At 70.2% G+C, this 21,205-nt stretch carries 20 protein-coding genes and 1 pseudogene; 7 read left to right on the top strand and 14 right to left on the bottom strand.

Features of this window, described 5'->3' with window-relative positions; all coding sequences use genetic code 11:
* The first annotated feature begins 56 nt into the window (after window positions 1-56).
* Window positions 57-479 carry a (deoxy)nucleoside triphosphate pyrophosphohydrolase gene (locus tag Ari01nite_RS32525; protein WP_203786061.1) on the top strand — a complete coding sequence of 141 codons (423 nt, stop codon included), beginning with the start codon at window positions 57-59 and terminating at the stop codon, window positions 477-479.
* 27 nt (window positions 480-506) lie between these two features.
* Here Ari01nite_RS32525 and Ari01nite_RS32520 read toward each other — a convergent pair whose 3' ends face one another.
* Window positions 507-2,039, bottom strand: a complete 1,533-nt coding sequence (locus Ari01nite_RS32520; RefSeq protein ID WP_203786060.1) for a long-chain-fatty-acid--CoA ligase — start codon at window positions 2,037-2,039, stop codon at window positions 507-509.
* Window positions 2,036-3,208, bottom strand: a complete 1,173-nt coding sequence (locus tag Ari01nite_RS32515) for an acyl-CoA dehydrogenase family protein (RefSeq protein ID WP_203786059.1) — start codon at window positions 3,206-3,208, stop codon at window positions 2,036-2,038. The genes Ari01nite_RS32520 and Ari01nite_RS32515 overlap by 4 nt, the downstream gene beginning before the upstream one ends.
* 72 nt (window positions 3,209-3,280) lie before the next feature.
* Here Ari01nite_RS32515 and Ari01nite_RS32510 point away from each other — a divergent pair, with 72 nt between their 5' ends.
* From Ari01nite_RS32510 to Ari01nite_RS32500, 3 genes are read left to right on the top strand one after another with little or no spacing between them, the layout of a single operon-like run.
* Window positions 3,281-4,699: an aldehyde dehydrogenase family protein gene (locus tag Ari01nite_RS32510; RefSeq protein WP_203786058.1), complete on the top strand. Its 1,419-nt coding sequence runs from the start codon at window positions 3,281-3,283 to the stop codon at window positions 4,697-4,699.
* Window positions 4,696-5,787, top strand: a complete 1,092-nt coding sequence (locus Ari01nite_RS32505; protein ID WP_203786057.1) for an alcohol dehydrogenase catalytic domain-containing protein — start codon at window positions 4,696-4,698, stop codon at window positions 5,785-5,787. Before Ari01nite_RS32510 ends, Ari01nite_RS32505 begins: the two co-directional genes overlap by 4 nt.
* 9 nt (window positions 5,788-5,796) lie before the next feature.
* Window positions 5,797-6,345 carry a DUF6886 family protein gene (locus tag Ari01nite_RS32500; protein WP_203786056.1) on the top strand — a complete coding sequence of 183 codons (549 nt, stop codon included), beginning with the start codon at window positions 5,797-5,799 and terminating at the stop codon, window positions 6,343-6,345.
* Between the two features lie 16 nt (window positions 6,346-6,361).
* Here Ari01nite_RS32500 and Ari01nite_RS32495 read toward each other — a convergent pair whose 3' ends face one another.
* The 11 genes and pseudogenes from Ari01nite_RS32495 to Ari01nite_RS32445 all read right to left on the bottom strand — a co-directional run bounded on the left by Ari01nite_RS32495 (window position 6,362) and on the right by Ari01nite_RS32445 (window position 16,350).
* Window positions 6,362-6,934, bottom strand: coding sequence for a TetR/AcrR family transcriptional regulator (locus tag Ari01nite_RS32495; protein ID WP_203786055.1), 573 nt, complete (start codon window positions 6,932-6,934; stop codon window positions 6,362-6,364).
* Window positions 6,931-8,133 (bottom strand): acyl-CoA dehydrogenase family protein, encoded by a 1,203-nt coding sequence (locus Ari01nite_RS32490; RefSeq protein ID WP_203786054.1) that lies wholly within the window; start codon window positions 8,131-8,133, stop codon window positions 6,931-6,933. The genes Ari01nite_RS32495 and Ari01nite_RS32490 overlap by 4 nt, the downstream gene beginning before the upstream one ends.
* Window positions 8,133-9,119 (bottom strand): phosphotransferase family protein, encoded by a 987-nt coding sequence (locus tag Ari01nite_RS32485; RefSeq protein WP_203786053.1) that lies wholly within the window; start codon window positions 9,117-9,119, stop codon window positions 8,133-8,135. The genes Ari01nite_RS32490 and Ari01nite_RS32485 overlap by 1 nt, the downstream gene beginning before the upstream one ends.
* Complete coding sequence (locus Ari01nite_RS32480; protein ID WP_203786052.1) at window positions 9,116-9,892, bottom strand: SDR family oxidoreductase; 777 nt, start codon at window positions 9,890-9,892, stop codon at window positions 9,116-9,118. The genes Ari01nite_RS32485 and Ari01nite_RS32480 overlap by 4 nt, the downstream gene beginning before the upstream one ends.
* Window positions 9,889-10,632: an SDR family oxidoreductase gene (locus tag Ari01nite_RS32475; RefSeq protein WP_203786051.1), complete on the bottom strand. Its 744-nt coding sequence runs from the start codon at window positions 10,630-10,632 to the stop codon at window positions 9,889-9,891. Before Ari01nite_RS32475 ends, Ari01nite_RS32480 begins: the two co-directional genes overlap by 4 nt.
* A 46-nt stretch (window positions 10,633-10,678) precedes the next feature.
* Entirely contained in the window at window positions 10,679-11,947 is a 1,269-nt protein-coding gene (locus Ari01nite_RS32470; protein ID WP_203786050.1) for an ABC transporter substrate-binding protein, read from the bottom strand.
* The gene (locus Ari01nite_RS32465; RefSeq protein ID WP_203786049.1) at window positions 11,947-12,954 is read right to left on the bottom strand and encodes a branched-chain amino acid ABC transporter permease; all 1,008 of its coding nucleotides are present in this window, start codon (window positions 12,952-12,954) and stop codon (window positions 11,947-11,949) included. Before Ari01nite_RS32465 ends, Ari01nite_RS32470 begins: the two co-directional genes overlap by 1 nt.
* Window positions 12,951-13,829: a branched-chain amino acid ABC transporter permease gene (locus tag Ari01nite_RS32460; protein ID WP_203786048.1), complete on the bottom strand. Its 879-nt coding sequence runs from the start codon at window positions 13,827-13,829 to the stop codon at window positions 12,951-12,953. Before Ari01nite_RS32460 ends, Ari01nite_RS32465 begins: the two co-directional genes overlap by 4 nt.
* 1 nt (window position 13,830) lies before the next feature.
* The gene (locus Ari01nite_RS32455) at window positions 13,831-14,538 is read right to left on the bottom strand and encodes an ABC transporter ATP-binding protein (RefSeq protein WP_203786047.1); all 708 of its coding nucleotides are present in this window, start codon (window positions 14,536-14,538) and stop codon (window positions 13,831-13,833) included.
* The gene (locus Ari01nite_RS32450) at window positions 14,535-15,239 is read right to left on the bottom strand and encodes an ABC transporter ATP-binding protein (protein WP_203786046.1); all 705 of its coding nucleotides are present in this window, start codon (window positions 15,237-15,239) and stop codon (window positions 14,535-14,537) included. The genes Ari01nite_RS32455 and Ari01nite_RS32450 overlap by 4 nt, the downstream gene beginning before the upstream one ends.
* A 467-nt stretch (window positions 15,240-15,706) precedes the next feature.
* Window positions 15,707-16,350: pseudogene (locus Ari01nite_RS32445) on the bottom strand (alpha-ketoglutarate-dependent dioxygenase AlkB).
* Between the two features lie 208 nt (window positions 16,351-16,558).
* Here Ari01nite_RS32445 and Ari01nite_RS32440 point away from each other — a divergent pair.
* A complete protein-coding gene (locus Ari01nite_RS32440) occupies window positions 16,559-18,007 on the top strand; it encodes a methionine--tRNA ligase (protein ID WP_203786045.1) in 1,449 nt (482 codons plus the stop codon).
* 50 nt (window positions 18,008-18,057) lie between these two features.
* On the opposite strand, the gene Ari01nite_RS32435 is transcribed toward Ari01nite_RS32440, so the two are convergent.
* Window positions 18,058-19,581, bottom strand: a complete 1,524-nt coding sequence (locus tag Ari01nite_RS32435; protein WP_203786044.1) for an MFS transporter — start codon at window positions 19,579-19,581, stop codon at window positions 18,058-18,060.
* A gap of 86 nt (window positions 19,582-19,667) precedes the next feature.
* Between Ari01nite_RS32435 and Ari01nite_RS32430 the strand changes: the two genes are divergently transcribed.
* Window positions 19,668-20,438 (top strand): TetR/AcrR family transcriptional regulator, encoded by a 771-nt coding sequence (locus Ari01nite_RS32430; protein WP_203786043.1) that lies wholly within the window; start codon window positions 19,668-19,670, stop codon window positions 20,436-20,438.
* Between the two features lie 57 nt (window positions 20,439-20,495).
* Window positions 20,496-21,032 (top strand): GNAT family N-acetyltransferase, encoded by a 537-nt coding sequence (locus Ari01nite_RS32425; protein WP_239163221.1) that lies wholly within the window; start codon window positions 20,496-20,498, stop codon window positions 21,030-21,032.
* Window positions 21,033-21,205 lie beyond the last annotated feature (173 nt).

Below are 21,205 nucleotides of genomic sequence, written 5' to 3'. Positions count from 1 at the left end.
CGATCGGGACGCCTCGGGCAACCTGAACGGTGAACTTTTGTGGGAAGCTTGCCCCGATGGCCGGAAAACAGCACGTCAACGCCTTGAAGTCACGCAAGGTTATCGTTGCGGCAGCAATCATCACTGATGGTCGTGTACTGGCGTGCGAACGCTCCGCACCGCCTGAGGTGGCCGGTCGCTGGGAGTTTCCTGGCGGCAAGGTCGAGCCGGGCGAGAGCGACGAGGAGGCGCTGGCCCGCGAGTGCGCCGAGGAGTTGGGCGTACGCGTGGAGGTCGGCGCCCGGATCGGCCCAGACGTGCCGCTCGCGCACGGCCGCGCGGTGCTACGGGTCTTCGCCGTGCGCCTGCTCGGCGGCGACGAGCCCCGGGCGCTCGAACACACGGCGATGCGCTGGCTGTCCGCGGACGAACTGGACACCGTGCGGTGGCTGCCCGCGGACAAGCCCATCGTGGCCGCGCTCCCGCCGCTGCTCGGCTGAGACGGCCGCTACCGGCTGAGACGGCCGCTACTCGGCTGAGCCGTACGTCTTTCGCAGTTCGCGCTTGAGCACCTTCATGCTCGGACCCAGCGGCAGCGACTCGGCGAAGCGGACCTGGCGCGGGTATTTGTGCTTGCCCAGCCGCTCCTTGGACCACTCGATCAACTCCTCGGCGGTCACCCCGCCCGGATCGGCCACCACCACGGCGCAGATCTCCTCGCCCTGCACCGGGTCGGGCACCCCGATTACCGCGACCTGCACGACCGCGGGGTGGCGGGCCAGCACCTCCTCGACCTCGCGCGGGTAGACGTTGAAGCCGCCGCGCAGCACCATGTCCTTCTTGCGGTCGACGATCGTGATGAAGCCCTCGGCGTCCCGGGTGCCGAGGTCGCCGGTGCGGAACCAGCCGTCCACCACGGCCTGCCGGGTGGCCTCCTCGTTGTTCAGATAGCCGGCGAAGACGTTGTGTCCGCGGATCACTATCTCGCCCAGCTCGCCGGTGTCCATCAGCTCGATCCGGTCGTCGAACTCGGGGCGGGCGATCTCCACCTCGACGCCCCAGATCGGGTGCCCGACCGTGCCGGGCCGGGCGCCGAAGGCCGGCTGGTTGGTGGTCGCCGTCGGTGAAGTCTCGGAAAGCCCGTACCCCTCAAAGATCTTGGCTTGGAAGGTCTGGTCGAACTTCTCCAGCACGGCCACCGGCAGCGAAGCGCCACCCGAGACGCAGAGCCGCAGGGCGGGCAGGCGGTCGGCCTTGGCGGCGGCCTCCAGCAGGCCGATGTACATGGTGGGCACGCCGTGGAAGATGGTCACGTTCTCCTTGACCATCAGGTCGATCGCGGCCTCGCCGGAGAAGCGGGCCAGCAGCACGATGGTGCCGCCCATCCGGAACGTGCCGTTCATGCCCACGGTCTGGCCGAACGTGTGGAACAGCGGCAGGCAGCCCATCACCACGTCATCGTCGCGCAGGTCGTGGATGTCGAAGACGTTGACCATCGTGTTCAGCACGAGGTTGAGGTGGGTGAGCAGGGCACCCTTGGGCTTGCCCGTGGTGCCGCTGGTATAGAAGACGACCGCGACGTCCTCGGCCTCGCGGCTCACGTACGTGCGTAGCGGCGGGACCGCGGCGGCCGCGTCCTCGAGGCGGCGCACCCCGGCCGGCGGGCCCACTGAGACCACGTCGATCCCGGCCTGCCCGGCGGCGGCCACCGCGTTGGCCAGCTGGCTGGAGTGCGCGACCAGGAGTTTCGCGCCGCTGTCCCGCAGTACGTACGCGTTCTCGTCGGCGGTGAGCAGCAGGTGCATCGGGACGATGGTGGCGCCCACCGCGAGGACGGCGTAGTAGACCCGGGGGAAGTCGGCCAGGTTCGGGATCTGGATCGCGACCGTGTCGCCGGGACCGATGCCCAGCTCGCGCAGGCCGGCCGCGTAGCCGAGGGTCTGCTGCCAGAGGTCGGCGTAGGTGATCCGCTCGGTGGTGGCGCTGTCCACCACGGCCAGTTTGCCGGGGTGTTTACGGGCCGCCTCGGCCAGGACGGTGGCCAGCGACAGTTGGGTCATGCGAGATGCCCTCCGATCTTGGTGTACCCGCGCAGGAGATCGCGGGAGATGATCAAGCGTTGCATCTCGTCGGTGCCCTCGTAGATCCGGAGCAGCCGGACCTGCCGGTACCAGCGCTCGATCGGCAGCTCGCGGGTGTAGCCCATGCCGCCGTGGATCTGCATGACCCGGTCGACCACCCGGTTGACCATGCCGGCGCCGTACAGCTTGGCCATCGACGACGAGTGCCGGGGATCCCAGCCCTGGTCGACGGTCCAGGCCGCGCGCAGGATCAGCCAGCGGGCCGCCTCCAGCTCGACCTCGGAGTCGGCGAGCATCCACTGGATCGCCTGATTGTCACCGATCCGGCGGCCGAACGTCTCGCGCGTGTTGGCGTACTCGATGGCCATGCCGAGTGCCCGCTCCGCGATGCCCAGCGCGTTGGACGGGATGAGATAGCGCCCCCGGCCGATCCACTTCATCCCCAGCTCGAAGCCCTGACCCAGCTCGCCGAGCATGTTGCGGGCCGGCACCCGTACGTCGTCGAAGATCAGCGAGGCCGGACCGCCCTCGCCCATGGTCTGGATGAACTCCGAGCGCCAGCCCATCGAGCGGTCGACCAGGAATGCGGTCGCGCCGCCGTCGCTGGCCCGGCGGGACGGGTCGGTCACCGCCACCACGATCGCGAAGTCGGCGTCGTTCCCGTTCGTGATGAAGGTTTTTTCGCCGTTCAGGACCCAGTCGTCGCCGTCCTGCTGGGCCCGGAGCTTGATGTTCGCCGCATCCGAGCCCGCGCCCGGCTCGGTGATCGCGAAGCAGGAGATGCGCTCGCCCTCGATGGTGGGCAGCAGGTATTCCTTCTTCTGCTCGTCGTTGGCGTAGTAGAGGATGTTGTCCGCCTCGCCGCCGAACCGGAACTGCACGAAGGTGCGGCCGATCTCGGTCCAGATCAGCGACTGCACGACGGCCGGCAGGTCCATCCCGCCGTACTCCTCCGGCGTGGACAGCCCCCAGAAGCCGAACTTCTTGGCCTTGAGCTGGAGTTCGCGCAGTTCGCTGCGTTCCAGGCCGGTCTTGTGCCGGCGCTCGCGCAGAAGTGCCTCCTGCTCGAGCGGCATGACCTCACGGGTGATGAACTGGCGAGCGGTGTCGCGAATCGCACGCTCTTCGTCGGTGAGCGAGAAGTCCATGTCCCTTAAACTAGCCAGACAAGTTTTGACACGTCCAGTGCAGATTTCTCATAGCGCAGGGTGAGGACAACGATGACCACATCTGAGCTCTACCTCGGCGGGCAGTGGGTCGCGCCCGCGTCGGCCGAAACCATCGCGGTGGAAAATCCGGCGACCGAGGAGGTGCTGGGCCACGTGCCGGCCGGCACCGCGCAGGACGTGGACCGGGCGGTGGCCGCGGCGACCGAGGCCTTTCCCGGCTGGGCGGCCACGCCGATGGCCGGGCGCGGGGCGGTGCTCGACCGGCTGCACGGCGCGCTCGCCGCCCGGGCGGGCGACATTGCCCGGACCGTGGGGCTCGAGCTGGGCACGCCGCTCAAGGTGGCCAGGGCGGTGCAGGCGGGACTTCCGCTCACGGTCCTGCGTGGCTATGCCGATGTGGCGGTACGCGACCAGCGGACCGAAACGATCGGAAACTCGCTGATCGAGCACGAGCCGGTCGGCGTGGTCGGTGCGATCACACCCTGGAACTACCCGCTGCACCAGGTGGTGGCCAAGGTGGCCGCGGCCCTGGCGGCCGGCTGCACCGTGGTGCTCAAGCCGAGCGAGCTCACCCCGCTGGTGGCGTTCCTGCTGTGCGAGGCGGCCGACGAGGCGGGGGTGCCGCCCGGCGTGCTCAACCTGGTCACCGGCACCGGCGCCGAGGTGGGCGCGGCCATCGCCGGCCATCCCGGGGTCGACATGGTGTCGTTCACCGGCTCCACCGCCACCGGCCGGGCCGTCGCGCACGCGGCCGCCGACCGGATCGCCCGGGTGGCGCTGGAACTGGGCGGCAAGTCGGCCAACGTGATCCTGGACGACGCCGACCTGACCAGGGCGGTCAAGGTGGGCGTCGGCAACGCGTTCCTCAACTCGGGACAGACCTGCACGGCCTGGACCCGGATGCTGGTGCACCGGTCCCGCTACGACGAGGCGGTCACCCTGGCCGCGAAGGCCGCCGACGGCTACCCGGTGGGCGATCCGTTCGACGAGGGCACCCGGCTCGGCCCGCTGGTCTCGGCCGCCCAGCGCGACCGGGTGCGCGGCTTCGTCGACCGCGCCACGGCGCGCCTGGTGGCCGGCGGCCCCGACGCGCCGCTGCCGGAGCGCGGCTACTTCGTGGCGCCCACCGTCTTCGCCGACGTCGACCCGGACAGCGAACTGGCCCAGGAGGAGATCTTCGGCCCGGTTCTGTCGATCATCCCGTTCGACAGCGACGACGAGGCCGTGTCGATCGCCAACAACTCCCGCTACGGCCTGGCCGGCGCCGTGTGGGGCTCCGACGAGCGGGCCCTCGCGGTGGCCCGGCGGCTGCGGACCGGCGCGGTCGACGTCAACGGCGGAGCCTTCAACCCACTCGCCCCATTTGGCGGATACAAGCAATCGGGCGTGGGACGCGAGCTGGGCGAGTACGGTCTGGCCGAGTTCCAGCAAACGAAAGCCATCCAATTCAAGGAGCACGGTCAGAAGTGACTCGTTACTTCAAAGGCTTGGTGGTACGCGAATCCGGGTCGCGGCCCGCCGTGGCCGAGCTGCGCCTGCCCGAGGTCGGCCCCGGGCAGGTGCGGGTGCGCATCCGGGCGGCCGGCGTTTGCCACTCCGACCTGTCCATGCTCAACGGCACGATCCGCGCGCCGTACCCGCTGGTCCTCGGCCATGAGGCGGCCGGCGAGGTGGTCGAGGCCGGCCGCGGCGTGACCCGGGCCGAGGTCGGTGACCGGGTGGTGCTCAACTGGCAGCCGGCCTGCCGCAACTGCTGGTTCTGCGGGCGCGCCGAGCCGTGGCTGTGCTCCACGTCGTCCGGCATCGCGGCCCTGGAGAACGGCATCACCCTGGACAACGCCCCGGTGCACGTGGGCCTCGGCCTGGGCGCGTTCGCCCAGCAGGTGGTAGCCCCGGAAAACGCGCTGATCCGGGTGCCGGCCGAACTCGACTTCGACCGGGCCGCACTGCTCGGCTGCGGTGTGCTGACCGGCACCGGCGCGGTCCGCAACACGGCCCAGGTGGCGCCCGGCGAGTCGGTCGTGGTGATCGGCCTGGGCGGGGTCGGTCTCGCGGTGGTGGCCGCGGCCCGGGCGGCCGGCGCCTCCGACGTGATCGCGGTCGACGTCACCGAGGCGAAGCAGGGCCTGGCCGAGGCGGCCGGCGCCACCGACTTCCTGGTCTCGTCGGACGCGCTGTCCAAGGAGATCCGGGTCCGCACCGCGGGCCGCGGCGCCGACCACGCCATCGAGTGCGTGGGCCGGGCCGCGACGATCCGGGCGGCGTGGCGGGCCACCCGTCGTGGCGGCCGGGTCACCGTGGTCGGCATGGGCAGCAACGACGACCTGGTGCAACTGTCCGCCCTGGACATCTTCTCGTCGGCCCGCACCCTGCGCTCGTCGGTCTACGGCGCCGCCGATCCGGACATCGAGATCCCACGCCTGGCCGCCGACGCCCTGAGCGGCGCCCTCCCGCTGGATCACCTGATCACCGACCGGATCGAGCTGACCGAGGTGCCCGAGGCGTTCGACAAGATGGCCCGCGGCGAGGGGGCACGCTCGGTGGTCCAGTTCTCGTAACCTGTCCGGATGCGACCGGCCGCGGGGGAGTATCTGCACTTCTCGGAAGATCCGACCATCGACCTGTTCGTCCCGCACGTGGCAGCCACGTCCGCGGAGAAGGACCCGTACGTCTGGGCCGTGGATTTTGACCACGCACCCAGCTATTGGTTCCCGCGGCAGTGCCCCCGCGGCATGGCCTGGGTGGTGCCCCGCACCACACCGGCCGACCGCGACCGCATCATCGGCGCCGGTTCGGGCGAGCGCGTGCACGCCATCGAATACGGCTGGCTCGAAAAAATGCAAACCATCAAGCTGTACGCCTACCGTATGCCGGCCGAGGTTTTCCGGGGCATCGGCGACCCGAACGCCCCGCACGCCCAGGTGTCCACCGAACCGGTCCGCCCGCTGGGCCCACCCGAGCCGGTCGGCAACCTGCTGGACTGCCACGCCGAGGCCGGCATCCAACTGCGCCTGCTGGACAACCTGTGGTCCTTCTGGGACGAGGTGATCACAAGCTCGGTCGGCTTCAGCGGCATCCGCCTGCGCAACGCCAAACCCCGCCGAAATGCACAGTGACCTCGTAACGGGGTCGTCAATGGGGGGCGAGCAGGGCGGTGAGGGCTCGGGACAGCGTTGCCCTCGCCTCCGGCACCTCCATGCCCATCACCTCGCGCCACGTCGACCAGGTCGGGAACATGCTCACCGCGGTCAGCGCGTTCAGCAGCGGCTCATCCCCGTTGATCTCCGCCGCGAAGAGCGTCGCCAACTCCTCGCGCACCCGCGACACATGGATTCGCCGATAGTTGCGCAGCGCCTCCGAGAACGGCTCCTTCAGCCCCGCAGCTTTCGCGGCCGGGCCGATCTGCTCCAGCATCCGGGCTCGCTGCTTGCAGTACGCCTCGATGCGTTCCGGCAGCGGCAGGTCCGCCGCGATCGGCTTGTGTGTCGCGTCGCGGATTTCCAGTACCCGGGCGCCGCTCTCCGCGAACAGTGCCTCCATGTCGGCGAAATGGCTCCACAGCGCCCGCAGCGACACCCCGGCCAGCTTGGCGATCCGGTCGGCGGTGGGGCGCAGGTCGCCCTCGCTGATCAGCTGTAGGTGGGCGTCCACAATCGCCTTGCGGGTGCGTTCCGAGCGCGCGGTGCGCCCGTCCACCTTGGTCACGGCGTGCTCCGGTATCGCTTCAACTCTCGGTGGGCCAGAGAGCGCTTGTGCACCTCGTCGGGGCCGTCGGCCAGGCGCAGGGTGCGGGCGCCCACCCACAGCATGGCCAGCGGGGTGTCCTGGCTGACGCCGGCCGCCCCGTACGTCTGAATGGCCTTGTCGACGATCCACTCCACGGTCTGCGGCAGGATGATTTTGATGGCCTGGATCTCGGTGTGGGCACCCTTGTTGCCCACCGTGTCCATCAGCCACGCGGCCTTCAGGACCAGCAGGCGGGCCTGCTCGATGCGCACCCGCGACTCGGCGATCCAATCCTGCACCACGCCCTGCTCGGCCAGGGGTTTGCCGAACGGGGTGCGGGACAGCGCCCGCGTGCACATCAGTTCCAGGGCGCGCTCGGCCATGCCGATGAGCCGCATGCAGTGGTGGATGCGGCCGGGGCCGAGGCGGGCCTGGGAGATCGCGAAGCCGCCGCCCTCCTCGCCGATCAGGTTGGTGGCGGGGACGCGCACATCTTCGAAGATGACCTCGGCGTGACCGCCGTGATCGCCGTCGCTGTAGCCGAAGACGGTCATGCCGCGCTTCACCGTGACGCCGGGGGTGTCCCGCGGGACCAGGACCATGCTCTGCTGCACATGGCGGGCCGCAGCGGGGTCCGTCTTGCCCATCACGATGAAGATGCGGCAGTTCGGGTTCATGGCGCCGGTGATGAAGAATTTGTGGCCGTTGATGACGTAGTCGTCGCCGTCGCGTTCGATGCGGGTGCCGATGTTGGTGGCGTCGGAGGAGGCCACGCCGGGCTCGGTCATCGCGAACGCGGAGCGGATCGTGCCGTCCAGCAGCGGCTGCAACCAGTCGCGCTGCTGCTCCGCGGTGCCGAACTCGGCCAGCACCTCCATGTTGCCGGTGTCGGGCGCGGCGCAGTTCAGCGCAGCGGGCGCCAGGGCCGGGCTGCGGCCGGTGATCTCGGCCAGCGGGGCGTACTGCAGATTTGTCAGGCCGGCACCGTGCGTGCCGGGCAGGAAGAGGTTCCACAGGCCGGCCAGCCGAGCCTGGGCCTGGAGGCGCGGGAGGACGGACGGCGGTTCCCAGCCGGTGTGCTCGTGATAGAAGGCCTCGGCCGGATAGACGTACTCGTCCATGAAGGCGAGCAGCCGCTTGCGGAGGTCCTCGGTGCGGGCGTCGTAGCCGAAGTCCATCAGTTTTCCTCCAGCGCCTTGTGGCCGCGCATCACCAACGGGCCGACCAGGTTGCCGATCGTCTCGAAACCGTCACCCACGGTCTGTCCCTGCACGTATCGGTAGTGCACGCCTTCCAGGATCACGGCCAGCTTGAACGAGGCGAACGCCACGTACCAGTGCAGGTCGCTCACGTCCCGGCCGCTGCGCCCGGCGTAGTGCGCGCTCATCTCGGCGACCGTGGGATGACCGGGCACCGCCAGCGGCACCGGAGCCTTGCCGTCGCCCACGTTCAGCGGCAGGCCGGCGTAGACCAGCATCAGGGCCACGTCGCTGAGCGGGTCGCCGAGGGTGGACATCTCCCAGTCGAGCACCGCGCGGACGTCGAGGTCCGGCCCGATCAGCACGTTGTCGAGCCGGAAGTCGCCGTGCACCACCGCACCGGCACCGGCCGGGACGTCCACCGCGAGCCGGGCGTGCAACTCGTCGATGCCGGGAACGTCCCGGCTGCGGGACGCGTCCAGCTGCTTCTTCCACCGCACCACCTGGCGCTGGTTGAAGCCCTCCGGGCGGCCGAAGCCGGCCAGCCCGATCGCGACCGGGTCGAGCGAGTGCAGGTGGGCCAGCGTGTCCACCAGGGACAGGGTCAGGTCGCGTACGGCATCCGGGCCGAGCGCAGCGAGGTCGGTCAGATCGCGATAGATCCGTCCGTCCACATGCTCCATGAGATAGAACGGCGCGCCGATCACCTCGGTGTCGGTGCACAGCACCACCGGGCGCGGTGCCGGGAAGCCGGCCTTCGACAGGGCCTCCAGCACCCGGTGCTCGCGCACCATGTCGTGCGCGGTGGGCAGCACGTGCCCGAGCGGCGGGCGGCGCAGCACCCAGCGCTGCTCGCCGTCGGTGACCGCGTACGTGAGATTGGACCGGCCGCCGGCGAACATCTGCCCGGTCAACTCGCCGGTCTGCAGAAACCCGCGAAGGCGTTCGAGGTCGAGACCCTTCATGCCGCGCCGCCCTCGAACGCCCGCTGCATCTTGTTCATCCCGCCCAGCCATCGGTCGGGGTCCGAGGCCCGCAGCCGGTAGTAGTCGGCCACCTCGGGGTGCGGCAGGATCAGGAAGCTTTCGCCCTCGAGCGCCTTGCCGACGACCGTGGCGACCTCGTCCGGTTCCAGCGCGCCCTCGGCCAGCAGGGCGGCACTCGCGCTGCCGCGCTCACCGCCGCGCAGCAGCATGTCGGTGCGCACGCCCTGCGGGCACAGTGCCTGCACGATCAAACCCCGATGGCTGTACGTGGCACGCAGCCATTCGGCGTATGCGAGGGCGGCGTGCTTGGTGACCGCGTACGGCGCGCTGCCCAGCAGGGACAGCAGGCCGGCCGCGCTGACCGTGATGAGCAGCCGCTTCGGAGTGTCCTGGTCGAGCCAGCGGGGGAGCAGATGCCGGGTGACGTAGACGTGGGACATCACGTTCACCGCGAAGTCCCGGGTCCACAGCTCGTCGGGGGTGTTCTCGTCGCCGGCCGAGAGCACGCCGGCGTTGGCGCAGAACAGGTCGAGGCCACCGAGTTCGGCCCAGGCGGTCTCGATCAGCAGGCGGGTGTCGTCCTCGACCGCGGCGTCACCGGCCACCGCGAGACCGCCGATCTCGGAGGCCACGGCCTGGGCGGCGGCCGGGTTGACATCGTTCACGATCACCTCGGCGCCCTCGGCCGCGAAGCGACGGGCCAGGGCCGCGCCGATGCCACCACCGGCACCGGTGACCACGACCCGCCTCATCCCACCGCCCCGGTGAGGGTCAGGCCGCCGTCGATCACGATGGTCTGGCCGGTGATCCAGGCGGCGTCCGGCGAGCAGAGGAAGGCGACCGCGCCGGCGATGTCCTCGGGCACGCCGAGCCGGCGCAGCGGGTATGTGCCGGCCACCTGCTCCTCGCGACCCTCGTAGAGCGCGCTGGCGAACCTGGTCTTGACCACGGCCGGGGCGACCGCGTTGACCCGGATCCTCGGCGCCAGCTCGACGGCCAGTTCCTCGGTCAGGTGGATCAGCGCGGCCTTGGTCACCCCGTAGAACGCGATCCCCGGCGCCGGGCGCACGCCGGAGACCGACGAGATGTTGACGATCGAGCCGCCCTCGGCCAGCCCGCCGCGCAGGCCTTCCTGCACCCAGCCGAGCGTGCCGAGGACGTTCACGTCGATCATCTTGCGGGCGGCGCCGAGGTCGAGCGTGCCGAGCGGCCCGTACGCCGGGTTGATCCCGATGTTGTTGACCAGGGTGGTGACCGGCCCGAACTGCCCGAGGACGGTGTCGATCACGGTGGCCCGGTGCTCGGGGTCGTCGCCCTTGCCGGCGATGCCGATCGCCACCCCGGCGCCGCCCAGGTCGAGCACGGCCTGCTCGAGCGCCTCGGCGTTGCGGCCGGTGATGGCCACCCGGTAGCCCTCGGCCACGAAGCGTTGCGCGATGGCGAAGCCGATGCCGCGGCTTGCCCCGGTCACGATCGCCACTTGGTCCGCCATCGCCGCTCCTTAGTTAGCTACCGAACAGTACGTTCCGACCCAGACGCTACTGTGCCGCGGGGATTCCGTTGGCCGGTGGCGCGACCACCTGTGCCTGCAGCGGTGCGACCGGCCCGTCCTTGTCGTCGGTCTGGTAGGGCGTACCGAAATAGGTGGCCTTGCCGTCGGTGAGCTTGGTGAGCTGCTGTCCGCCGTACCCGGAATGATCTTCCTTGGAGAACCGCAGCGGGACCAGGCCCGGTCCGGTGAAGCCGCCCTTCTCGACCGTCTCGATCAGCTTCTCCCTGGTCAGGTCCTGGCCGGCGGCCTGCAGGGTCTGCACGAAGAGGTACGCGACCGACATGCCGTAGATGATGTTGTTGTCGAACTCGGCGTTGCCGTTGTACTGCGCGTTGACCTTCTTGTAGAGCTGGATCCAGGGGTTCGCATCATCGGTGGCCAGGGGCAGGTAGTTGGCCGCCACCACGCCCTCGAGCAGCGGCGCCGCGGCGCCCAGCGTCTTGGCGAGCGTGGTCGGGTCGGAGCCGACGTTGCTCACCACGAACTGCGGCTTGAAACCGATCTTTGCGGCCGTGCCGATGGAGAGCGCTGTGAAACCGGGCACAGTGGCAAGCATCACTACCTGGCATCCAGCCGCCTTCAGCGCGCCCATCTGCGGTCCGACGTTGGGATTGCTGGTCACGTACGACTGCTTGGCCGCCACCGGACCGAGGATCTTCTCGATGCCGGCCAGGCTGTCCCGGCCGAAGTCGTCGTCCTGGCCGAGGAAGCACACCTTCTTACCGGCGTGCGTCTCTTTCACGTGAGTGGCCAGGATCTTGCCCTCGACCGTGTAGTCCGGGTTGAAGCCGAACGTGCCCGGATACTTGTCCGGCTGGTTCCAGCTCCGGCTGCCGCTGGCCACGAACAGGTCGGGCACCCGGTTGGTCTTGAGGAAGTCCAGGACGCCGGTGTGCGTGGGGGTGCCGAGGCCGTTCAGGATCGCGAACACCTTGTCCTGGAGGACCAGTTCACGCACCACCTGCTGGGTGTTCGACGGGTTGTAGCCGTCGTCCATGATCTTGTATGTGATCTTGCGGCCGTGCACGCCGCCGTTCGCGTTGACGAAGTCGAAGTACGCCTTGGAGGCCGGCGCGATCTTCGAATAGCCGGCCGCGGCCGGACCGGTGAGGGGCATGTGGGTGCCGACGACGATCTCGGTGTCGGTCACTCCCGGGGTGTTGGCGCTGCTGCCACTGTTATTGCTGTCTCCGTTGCTGCTGCAGCCGGCGGCGGCCAGCAGCACGGCGGCGAGGACGGTCGCGGTGCGTTTCATCAAAGACCCTTCTTCCTACGCGGAACTCGGAGAGACGCCAGGCCGCCGGGCGCGGCCAGCATGACGACGACGAGGACGACGCCGAAGAAGGTGAGCGCGAGGTTGCCCTCGAGCCGCTGGGAGCCGGCGTCCTCCGCGATGGTCTGCGCCACCGACGGCAGGGCCACCAGCAGCACGGCACCGATCAGTGCGCCCCACAGCCGGCCCAGACCACCGATCACGATCGCCATCACCAGGAACAGCGAGAGGGTGAGCGGGAATGCACCGGGCGAGACGCTCTGCGCCAGCACGGCGAACAGGGCACCGGCCAGGCCGGCGCAGGCGGAGGAAACCACAAAAGCAAGGACCTGGGTACGCGCGACGCTGACGCCGGCGAGTTTGGCGGCGGTCTCGTCGTCGCGGACGGCCCGCATCTCCCGCCCGAACCGGCCGCGCACCAGATAGGACAGCAGCAGCACGGTGACCAGCGCGCCGCCCCAGCACAGCCAGGCCTGCCACTGCTCCATCAGGATCGCTTCCGGCGGCGGTTCGAGCGCCACGGTCAGGCCCTGATCGCTGTTGAACGTCTCGTCGAAAGTGCTGGTGACGGACGGCACCACGACCGCGACCGCGAGCGTGAGGCCGGCCAGGTACGGGCCGCGCAGCCGGGCCGCGGCCAGGCCGATCACGGCGCCCACCGCGGTGGTCACCAGGATGGCGGCGACGATCCCGGCGGCCAGCAGGTTGAACCGGTTCTGCATGAGCGCGAGGGTGTACGCGCCGGTCGCCATCAGCGCGCCGTGGCCCAGCGAGAGCTGGCCGTTGAGCCCGGTGAGGACGGTCAGGCCGGCGGTCACGCAGAAGTAGGCGCCGACCGTGGCGAACTGGTAGTTGCGGAACGGCGGCAGGACGTAGGTCAGCGCCACCACCAGGACGGCCCCGATCCCGATCACCAGGAGCGGGCTGATCTTCCGCCGCTTTGCCGGCTTTTTCCCAGCCGTGGTGATGCGCTCCTCGATCGCGGTCATGCCGTCCTCGCCTTCGCCCCGGAGAACAGCCCGCCCGGCCGGCCGAGCAGCACGACCACGAGCAGGGCCAGCACCGCCATCGGCGCGACCGTGGCGCCCAGATAGCCGCTGACGTAGGTGAGCAACAGCCCGACGATGAGCCCGCCGACCACCGCGCCGACCGGCGAGTCCAGGCCGCCCAGCACCGCGGCGGTGAACGCCGAGATGAACAGCAGGTCCATGGCGTTCGGGTGCAGGCCCAACTCGGTGGGGATGACCAACATGCCGGCCAGCGACCCGACCGCGGCAGCCAGTGCCCAGCCGAGCGTCAGCATGCCGGCCACCGGCACACCGAGCAGCCGGGACACGTCGGGTGCGAACGCCGCGGCACGCATCCGCAGGCCGGTCTCCGTACGGGTAAAAAGAAGCGTGAGCAGGACGACCACCGCGCCCACCGCGGCGAAGACGAACAGGTCGTAGCGTGAGAGCAGGGCGACGCCGCCGACCTGGAAGGCGTCCCGGCTGAACGGCGCCGGGGCCGGCAGGTACTCGTTGCCGTAGACCATGCCGAGCACCCCGTGGATGATCAGCACCAGCCCGAGCGCGACCACCACCCCGTTCAGCGGCGACGAATGGTCGACGAACCGCATCACGACCCGCTCGACCACGGCGCCCAGCACCAGTCCGCCGGTCAGCGCGACCGCGAACCCGACCCAGTAGGAGCCGACCGCGTTGCTGACCGAGTAGCCGACATAGGCGGTCGCGACGGCCATCGCGCCCTGGGCGAAGTTGACGATCCGGGCGGCCCGCCAGATCAGGACCAGGGCGAGCGCGAACGCCGCGTACACGGCGCCCCGGCTGAGCCCGTCGAAGGTGAGATAGAGGAAGCGGTCCATATCAGAACCCCAGGTAGGCGTGCCGGAGATCGGCGTCGGCGGCGAGCGTCGCGGCACTGTCCCGGGCGGCGACCCGGCCCAGCGACAACACGACCCCGACGTCGGCGATGGACAGGGCGCTGCGCACGTTCTGCTCGACCAGCAGCACGGCCAGTCCGGTGCGGTCGCGCAGATCCCGCAGCAGCCCCATGATCTGCGCGATGATCTTGGGAGCCAGCCCCAGCGACGGCTCGTCGAGCAGCAGCAGCCGCGGCTTGGCGATCAGCGCCCGGCCCAGCGCGAGCATCTGCCGTTCGCCGCCGGACAGTTGGTGCCCGGGCTGGTGCCGGCGCTCGGCCAGCGGCGGGAACAGCTCGTAGATCTCGTCCCGGTCGGCCGGTTTGCTGCGGCGCCACAGCCCGCCGAGCCGCAGGTTTTCGTCCACGGTCAACTCGGTGACCACGCCGCGCCCCTCCGGCACGTGGGCGACGCCGTGCCGCACCATGCGTTCCGGCCGGACCGTGCGCAGGTCGACGCCGTCGATGGTCACCCGCCCCGCGGTGGCCGGCAACAATCCGGAGACGGTACGCAGCAGCGTCGTCTTGCCGGCGCCGTTCGCACCCAGCACGGCGACAATTTCGCCCGGCTGCACGGTCAGGTCGATCTCGTGCAGCACCGGCACGGCCCCGTAGCCAGCGCTCAACCCCTCGACTGCCAGCAGCCCGCTCATGCGGCGGCACCCAGGTAGGCGTCGGTGACCTTGGGATCGTTCCGGATCTCGCCCGGCGTGCCGAGCGCGATCGGCTTGCCGAAGTCGAGCACCAGGATCTCGTCGCACACGCTCATCACGAGATCCATGTGGTGCTCGACCAGCAGGACGGTCATGTCGGCCTCCCGGATCAGCTCGGCCAGCCACGCGATCTCGTCGGTGTCCAGCCCGCCGGCCGGCTCGTCGAGCATCAAAATCCGGGGGCGGGCCACGAGGGCACGGGCCAGTTCGACCCGCTTGCGCTTGGCATAGGGCAGCAGGGCCGGGTATGAGTACGCGTGCTCGGCGACCCCGCAGCGCTCGAGCACCTCGAAGGCCGCGTCCTCGCCGGTGCGCTTCGGCGCGCCGACCAGCACGTTGTCGAGCACGGTCATGCCGTTGAACTGGCCGACGCCCTGCAGCGTGCGCGCGATCCCGTTCCGGTTGAGCTGATGAGGCCGGGGCCGGAACGCTCGGCCGTCGAGCGTGATCGCCCCCGACTGCGGCACAACGAAGCCGCTGACCACGTTGAAGAGCGTCGTCTTGCCGGCCCCGTTGGGCCCGATGACCCCCACGACCCGCCCCGGCGAAACCCGGAGCGAAACGTCATCAAGTGCCAGCAGCCCGCCGAAGCGAACAGTTATGTGCTGAAGAGAAAGCCCCGAGTTGTCGCTGGTTGACATAGACACCCCGTCCGGACCGGTGGAGAGTCCTGTGTAGAAGGTGAGGGGTCAACTATTTACACTTGGAGTGTAACTTTCTGCGCGTGCACGTCAACCGCTTGATTCACCCTCGTTAACGAACCTTGACCTGCAGGCCCGCCCCGCCTCGCGCGGTGATCGAATCGGCCCGCAGCGTCGCGACGAGCCGGTGCCCGCCCGGGCTCGTCAAGGCTTTGCCGCAAATGTCCCCGCTGGTACTCGCCCGCGACGCGATGTTGTCGATCTGCTGTTCGGGGGATGAGTTCGGGGATGACCGTAGATCGCCAAGATCTCGCCCCGACAGCCCATCGACGTCCGTTGAAGCGGCAGTTGTTCCCAGCGGGCTGCCGTTACACGGGCGACAGGGCTGCGATGGTGGTCCCCACCATCGGAAACTGTTCGGGACCGGGTCAATCTCTTGGTCGGACGCGTCGGCCCGTCCTCACACCTCAGGCGACGTTGAACGGGCGGAACTGGATGCTTATCCGGGGTCCCACCGGCTTGGCCGTCTTGAGGATGGCGTGTTCCCAGGTGCGCTGGCAGGAGCCGCCCATCACGATCAGGTCGCCGTGGCCCTGTGGGAAGCGCACCGTCTCATGCCCGCCCGCGCGCGGCCGCAACGACAAATGGCGCGGGGAGCCGACGGACAGGATGGCGACCATGGTGTCGTGGTGGGCCGAGCGGCCGAGCGGCCGATCGTGTCGCCGTGCCAGGCGACGCTGTCCTGGCCGTCGCGGTACAGGCACATGCCGGCCGTGATGAACGGCTCGCGCAACTCGTCGGCGTAGTGGGCGGTCAGGGCCTCGCGGGCCTCGGTCAGCGCCGGGTGCGGCAGTTGCTCGTCCTGGTCGTACCAGCGCAGCAGGCGGGGCACGTCGACCACGGTGTCGTACATCTGGCGGCGATCGGCCCGCCAGTCGATGCCGAGCAGGGTCTCGAAGACCTCGTCGGAGCCGTGCAGCCAACCCGGCAGGACGTCGACCCAGGCGCCCGCGGTCAGCACGTGCCGTTTGATCCCGGCGGCCAGGGGCTCGAGCGTCGGCGTCGGTCCGGCCATCAGGTCGAGCATCGACGGCTGGTAGTTGCTGGTCACCGGGCCATGCTAGTACACGTGTTCGATTTCGGTGGGATCGGGGTCCGCTTTCTGGCATCATCGGCGGTCATGACGCCGTACGCCTGCCGAATGATGCGCCCCCACCCGGGGCCAGTCGGCGTGCGCTAAACCGCCACCACCAGCCCCTGCGTCCGGGGCTGGTCGGATTCGGTCTGTCCCCGCGCGCCGGGGCGGATCGGAGAGCACCATGGCCTTCTACGTCACCACCGCCATCCCGTACGTGAACGCCGCCCCGCACCTGGGCCACGCCCTGGAACTCGTGCAGGCGGACGCCCTCGCGCGCCATCGACGGCTGCGCGGCGAGCCGGTGCGGTTTCTGACCGGCACCGACGAGAACGCCCTCAAGAACGTGACCGCGGCCGCCGCGGCGGGTGTCGAGATCGGTGCCTTCGTGGCAGCCAACGCGCACCGCTTCGCCGGTCTGGCCGGCGCGCTGGCGCTGTCGTTCGACGACTTCATCCGCACCGCCAGTGACCCGCGGCACGCACCCGGCGTGATCGCCCTCTGGCGGCAGACCGCAGCCCGAGGTGACTTCTATCGGCGCAGCTACGACGGCCTCTACTGCACCGGCTGCGAACAGTTCTACGACCCGGCCGAGTTGTCCGCCGGCCTCTGCCCGGAACACGGTGTGGCGCCGGAGAAGGTCACCGAGTCCAATTGGTTTTTCAAGCTTTCCGGGTACGCCGAGCGCGTGCTAGACGCGATCGAGTCGGGCCGGGTACGCGTCGAGCCCGCGGCCCGCCGCAACGAGGTGCTGTCCTTCGTGCGTTCCGGCCTGCGGGACATCAGCGTCTCGCGCCCCGCGGAACGGGCCGCCGGCTGGGGCATTCCGGTCCCCGACGACCCCGGCCAGGTCGTGTACGTGTGGTGGGACGCGCTCGCCAACTACATCACCGCGCTCGGCTACGGCACCGACGACACCGCCTACCGCACCTGGTGGCGGGACTCCACCGAACGCGTGCACGTCATCGGCAAGGGCATCGTCCGCTTCCACGCCGTGTACTGGCTGGCGTTGCTCATCGCGACCGGTCAACCGCTGCCGACGGCCGTCTTCGTCCACGAATACCTGACGGCCGACGGCGCCAAGCTTTCCAAAACCAAGGGCAATGCGATTGACCCGTACGAGTTGGTGGCCCGCCACGGCAACGACGCGCTGCGCTGGTGGCTGCTCAGCGACGTGGCCGCCCTGGGCGACACCGACTTCACCGCGGAGCGGCTGCGCACCCGCTACCACCAGGATCTCGCCAACGGCGCCGGCAACCTGGTCAGCCGCGTGCTGTCGCTGACCCGCAGGAACCAGCCCGGTCAGGCCCTCGGCACCGGCGAACTCCCCGCGTTGTGCGCCGCGCTGCCGGCCGCCATCGACAGTGCACTGGCGGCGTTCGACTTCCGCGCGGCCACCGAGGCGATCAGGACCGTGGTGGCCGCCGCCAACCGCTTCGTCGAGGCCGAACGCCCGTGGGACCTCGCCCGGCAGGACCGGCCGGACCATCTCGCGGCGGTGCTCGCCACGCTGGTGGACGCCTGCCGGGTCCTGGCCCGCGAGCTGAGCCCGTTCGTCCCCGAGGGCGCCGCCCGGATCGCCGCCCAGTTGGACGCCGCGGCACCGCACCCGGTCTTCCCCCGGCTGGAGTAGCGGCCCGGCCGGGCGCCGGTCTGGCGTGGCGGGCCCGGCCGGGCGGCCGGTCAGGCGGTCTGCTGAACCTCGGTGACCGCCTCGCCGGTCGGAGCCGACGGCGCCGGCGGCGCCGGGGGCTTCGGGCGGAGCACCGCGGCCGCCACGGTGGCCGCGGCGATGCCGCCGACGATGCCGACCACCGAGGTCAGGGCGATGGCGTCGACGAACGCGGTGCGGGCCAGTTGAGCCAGCGCCGCGTCGCCGGTGGCCGCGGCGATCCGCAGGGCGTCCCCGATCGACTCGCGGGCCTGCGGCAGCACCTCGTCGGGCATGGCGGCCCGGTAGGTGGCGGTGAGCACGCTGCCCAGGACCGCGACGCTCAGCGCCGTGCCGACCTGCTGCACGGTGTCGTTGACCGCCGAGCCGACGCCGACCCGGTCCGGGGGCAGGGCCGCCATCAGGGTGCCGTACGCCGCCGGGCCCGCGATGCCGGTGCCCATGCCCATCACCACGAACGCGATGGCGAGTTTCAGGTAGCTGTCGTCGGGGGCGAGTGACGCCATCACGCCGAAGCCGCCAGCCATCAGCAGGAGGCCGGTGCACAGCGCGGCCCGGGTGCCGAACCGCTTGTCGACCACCACCCCGACGCCGTTGAACACCATGCCGGTCACCAGCATCGGTATGAACGCGAAGCCGGCCTTCATCGGCGGGTAGCCCAGCACGAACTGGAGGTACTGGGTGATGGCCAGCATCACGCCGCCGGCCGAGAAGCTCAGCAGCACGATCGACAGGCTGGCCCCGGCGAAGTTGCGGTCGCGGAACAGCGTCAGCGGCAGCATCGGCTCGGCGACCCGGCGCTCCCACACCGCGAAGCCGGCCAGCCCGACGACGGCGATCAGGAACCCGCCGAGCGTCGAGGCCGAGCCCCAGCCGTCCTTGGCGGTGGAGATCACGGCCCAGACCAGGGCGGTCATGCCGATCATCGAGAGCAGCGCGCCGACCAGATCGGGGCGGCCGGCCCGGCCGCGGGACTCCGGGATGATCACCAGGGCCGCGATGATGCCCAGGACGGCGATCGGGATGTTCATCAGGAACACCGAGCCCCACCAGAAGTGCTCAAGCAGCACGCCGCCGATGGCCGGTGCGCCGAGCGCGCCCACCGCCAGCACCGAACTCCAGATGGCGATGGCCTTCTTGCGCTCGTCCTCGGCGAAGACCGTGGTGAGGATCGACAGGGTGCCCGGCATCAGGAAGGCGGCCCCGACGCCCATCAGGCCGCGGGCCGCGATCAGCTGGCCGGGCGTCTCGCACAGCACGGCCAGCACCGAGGCGCCGCCGAAGACGGTCAGGCCGATCACCAGCCCGAGCCGCCGTCCGTGGCGGTCCGAGAGACTGCCCGCGGTCAGGAGCAGACCCGCAAAGACCAGGATGTACGAGTCGATGATCCACTGGATTTCGGCCGTGCTGGCGCCCAGGTCTTGAATCAGCGACGGGATCGCGATGTTCAGCACCATGTTGTCGATGACGACCACCAGCAGGCTCAGGCAGAGCACCGCCAGGATCAGCCAACGACGAGGATTGCGCTCCGGCATGACGGCCTTCCCTCGTACGGTGTGCGATTGACTCGCACACCGTACCATTGGCTCGTACGCTGTTCGACCCCCGATAGGATGGCAGGGTGCCGGAGCAGAAGAACCCGTTTTTCGACTCGGTGTGGACGCGCCCACCCCGCAGCCGGAGCGGGCAGCCCACCCTCAGCCGCGAGCAGATCGTGCGGGCCGCGATCGAGTTGCTCGACGCCGAGGGCACCGGCGGGCTGAGCATGCGCCGGCTCGGCACCCGGCTCGGCTCCGGGGCCACGTCGCTGTACTGGCACGTGGCAAACAAGGAGGAACTCCTCGAACTCACCGTCGACGAGGTGCTCGGCGAGTGCTACGTGCCCGAGGTCGGCGACACCAGCTGGCGCATCGGCGTCTCGATCGCCACCCAGGGCATGCGCCTGATGATCCTGCGGCACCCGTGGGTGATGAGCATGTTCGGCACCAAGCCCACCATCGGCCCCAACGCGATGCGCAACGGCGAGCGGATGGTGGCGCTGCTGCTCGCGGCCGGCTTCGACGGCGTCGAGGTGTCACACGTCAGCACGCTGCTCAACTCGCACGCGATCGGCTCGGCGACCACCCAGGCGGCGGTGACCACACACATCCGCAAGGCCGGCATCGACGCCAGGCAGGTCGTCGAAAAGCTGGAGCCGTACCTGGACGCGATCGCCCCCGACCATCCGCAGTACGACCGCTGGCGCCGCCAGATCACGCCGGACCAGCTGGACCCGGAGCGGATGTGGGAGGACAGCTTCAAGTTCGGCCTGGAACGCCTGCTCGACGGCTTGGAGCTGTGGCTCTCCCGGCAACGTGTGGCGGATACCTCCACGCCCACCGAAACCGCCTGACCCCACCTGTCCGGCATGATCGAGCCGGCAGGACGCGATGGGGGAGGTAACCGCGTGATGGACCAGACGTTGTTGACCATCCGGGAGGCGACCGACGACGACGCTGCGGCCTGCGCGTCGATCTACCGCCCGTTTGTGACCGGCACCGCGGTCAGTTTCGAGATCGACCCGCCGTCCGACACCGAGATGGCCACCCGAATCCGCGACGCGGTCCGCCAGCACGCCTGGCTGGTGGCCGAGGTGGCCGGCGAGATCGCGGGTTATGCCTATGCGCGCCCGTTCGCGGCCCGCGAGGCCTACCGCTGGTCGTGCGAGACCAGCATCTATCTGGCGCCGGGCCGCCGGGGCACCGGCTTGGGCGGAGCCCTGTACGAGGCGTTGCTGGCGAGACTGGCCGACCGCGGCTACCGGGTGGCGGTAGCCAAGATGACCCTGCCGAACCCGGCCAGCGAAAGGTTGCACGAGGCGCTGGGCTTCCGCCCCGTCGGAGTGCACCAGCGGATCGGCTTTAAACACGGCGCCTGGCACGACATAGCAATCAGTCAACGCGAGCTGACCACCGACACCGACACCCCACCCACCGAACCGGCCTGACGCGCGACGGCCGCAGCCAGGCTCGGCGGGTGCGCCGGGGTGCGGTGGCGGCGTGCGGGGGCGGCGTGCGGGGGCGGCGTGCGGGGGCGGCGTGCGGGGGCGGCGTGCGGGGGCGGGACAGCCCGCAGCGGGCGCGCGGAGCGGGGCCACCCACCCGGCTCCAACTGAGCACC

The sequence above is a fragment of the Paractinoplanes rishiriensis genome, from assembly GCF_016862375.1.
GTDB classification, from domain to species: Bacteria; Actinomycetota; Actinomycetes; order Mycobacteriales; family Micromonosporaceae; genus Actinoplanes; species Actinoplanes rishiriensis.
The sequence above is the reverse complement of the archived record's forward strand: the minus strand, read 5'-3'. Positions and strand labels throughout refer to the sequence as shown.

Coding starts and splice junctions, on each gene's coding strand:
- Ari01nite_RS32475 (WP_203786051.1), bottom strand. CDS start 10,632: ATGGCGGACCAAGTGGCGATCGTGACCGGGGCAAGCCGCGGCATCGGC.
- Ari01nite_RS32435 (WP_203786044.1), bottom strand. CDS start 19,581: ATGCCGGAGCGCAATCCTCGTCGTTGGCTGATCCTGGCGGTGCTCTGC.
- Ari01nite_RS32460 (WP_203786048.1), bottom strand. CDS start 13,829: ATGGACCGCTTCCTCTATCTCACCTTCGACGGGCTCAGCCGGGGCGCC.
- Ari01nite_RS32500 (WP_203786056.1), top strand. CDS start 5,797: ATGCGACCGGCCGCGGGGGAGTATCTGCACTTCTCGGAAGATCCGACC.
- Ari01nite_RS32520 (WP_203786060.1), bottom strand. CDS start 2,039: ATGACCCAACTGTCGCTGGCCACCGTCCTGGCCGAGGCGGCCCGTAAA.
- Ari01nite_RS32515 (WP_203786059.1), bottom strand. CDS start 3,208: ATGGACTTCTCGCTCACCGACGAAGAGCGTGCGATTCGCGACACCGCT.
- Ari01nite_RS32465 (WP_203786049.1), bottom strand. CDS start 12,954: ATGACCGCGATCGAGGAGCGCATCACCACGGCTGGGAAAAAGCCGGCA.
- Ari01nite_RS32490 (WP_203786054.1), bottom strand. CDS start 8,133: ATGGACTTCGGCTACGACGCCCGCACCGAGGACCTCCGCAAGCGGCTG.
- Ari01nite_RS32450 (WP_203786046.1), bottom strand. CDS start 15,239: ATGTCAACCAGCGACAACTCGGGGCTTTCTCTTCAGCACATAACTGTT.
- Ari01nite_RS32480 (WP_203786052.1), bottom strand. CDS start 9,892: ATGAGGCGGGTCGTGGTCACCGGTGCCGGTGGTGGCATCGGCGCGGCC.
- Ari01nite_RS32525 (WP_203786061.1), top strand. CDS start 57: ATGGCCGGAAAACAGCACGTCAACGCCTTGAAGTCACGCAAGGTTATC.
- Ari01nite_RS32455 (WP_203786047.1), bottom strand. CDS start 14,538: ATGAGCGGGCTGCTGGCAGTCGAGGGGTTGAGCGCTGGCTACGGGGCC.
- Ari01nite_RS32425 (WP_239163221.1), top strand. CDS start 20,496: ATGGACCAGACGTTGTTGACCATCCGGGAGGCGACCGACGACGACGCT.
- Ari01nite_RS32510 (WP_203786058.1), top strand. CDS start 3,281: ATGACCACATCTGAGCTCTACCTCGGCGGGCAGTGGGTCGCGCCCGCG.
- Ari01nite_RS32485 (WP_203786053.1), bottom strand. CDS start 9,119: ATGAAGGGTCTCGACCTCGAACGCCTTCGCGGGTTTCTGCAGACCGGC.
- Ari01nite_RS32470 (WP_203786050.1), bottom strand. CDS start 11,947: ATGAAACGCACCGCGACCGTCCTCGCCGCCGTGCTGCTGGCCGCCGCC.
- Ari01nite_RS32440 (WP_203786045.1), top strand. CDS start 16,559: ATGGCCTTCTACGTCACCACCGCCATCCCGTACGTGAACGCCGCCCCG.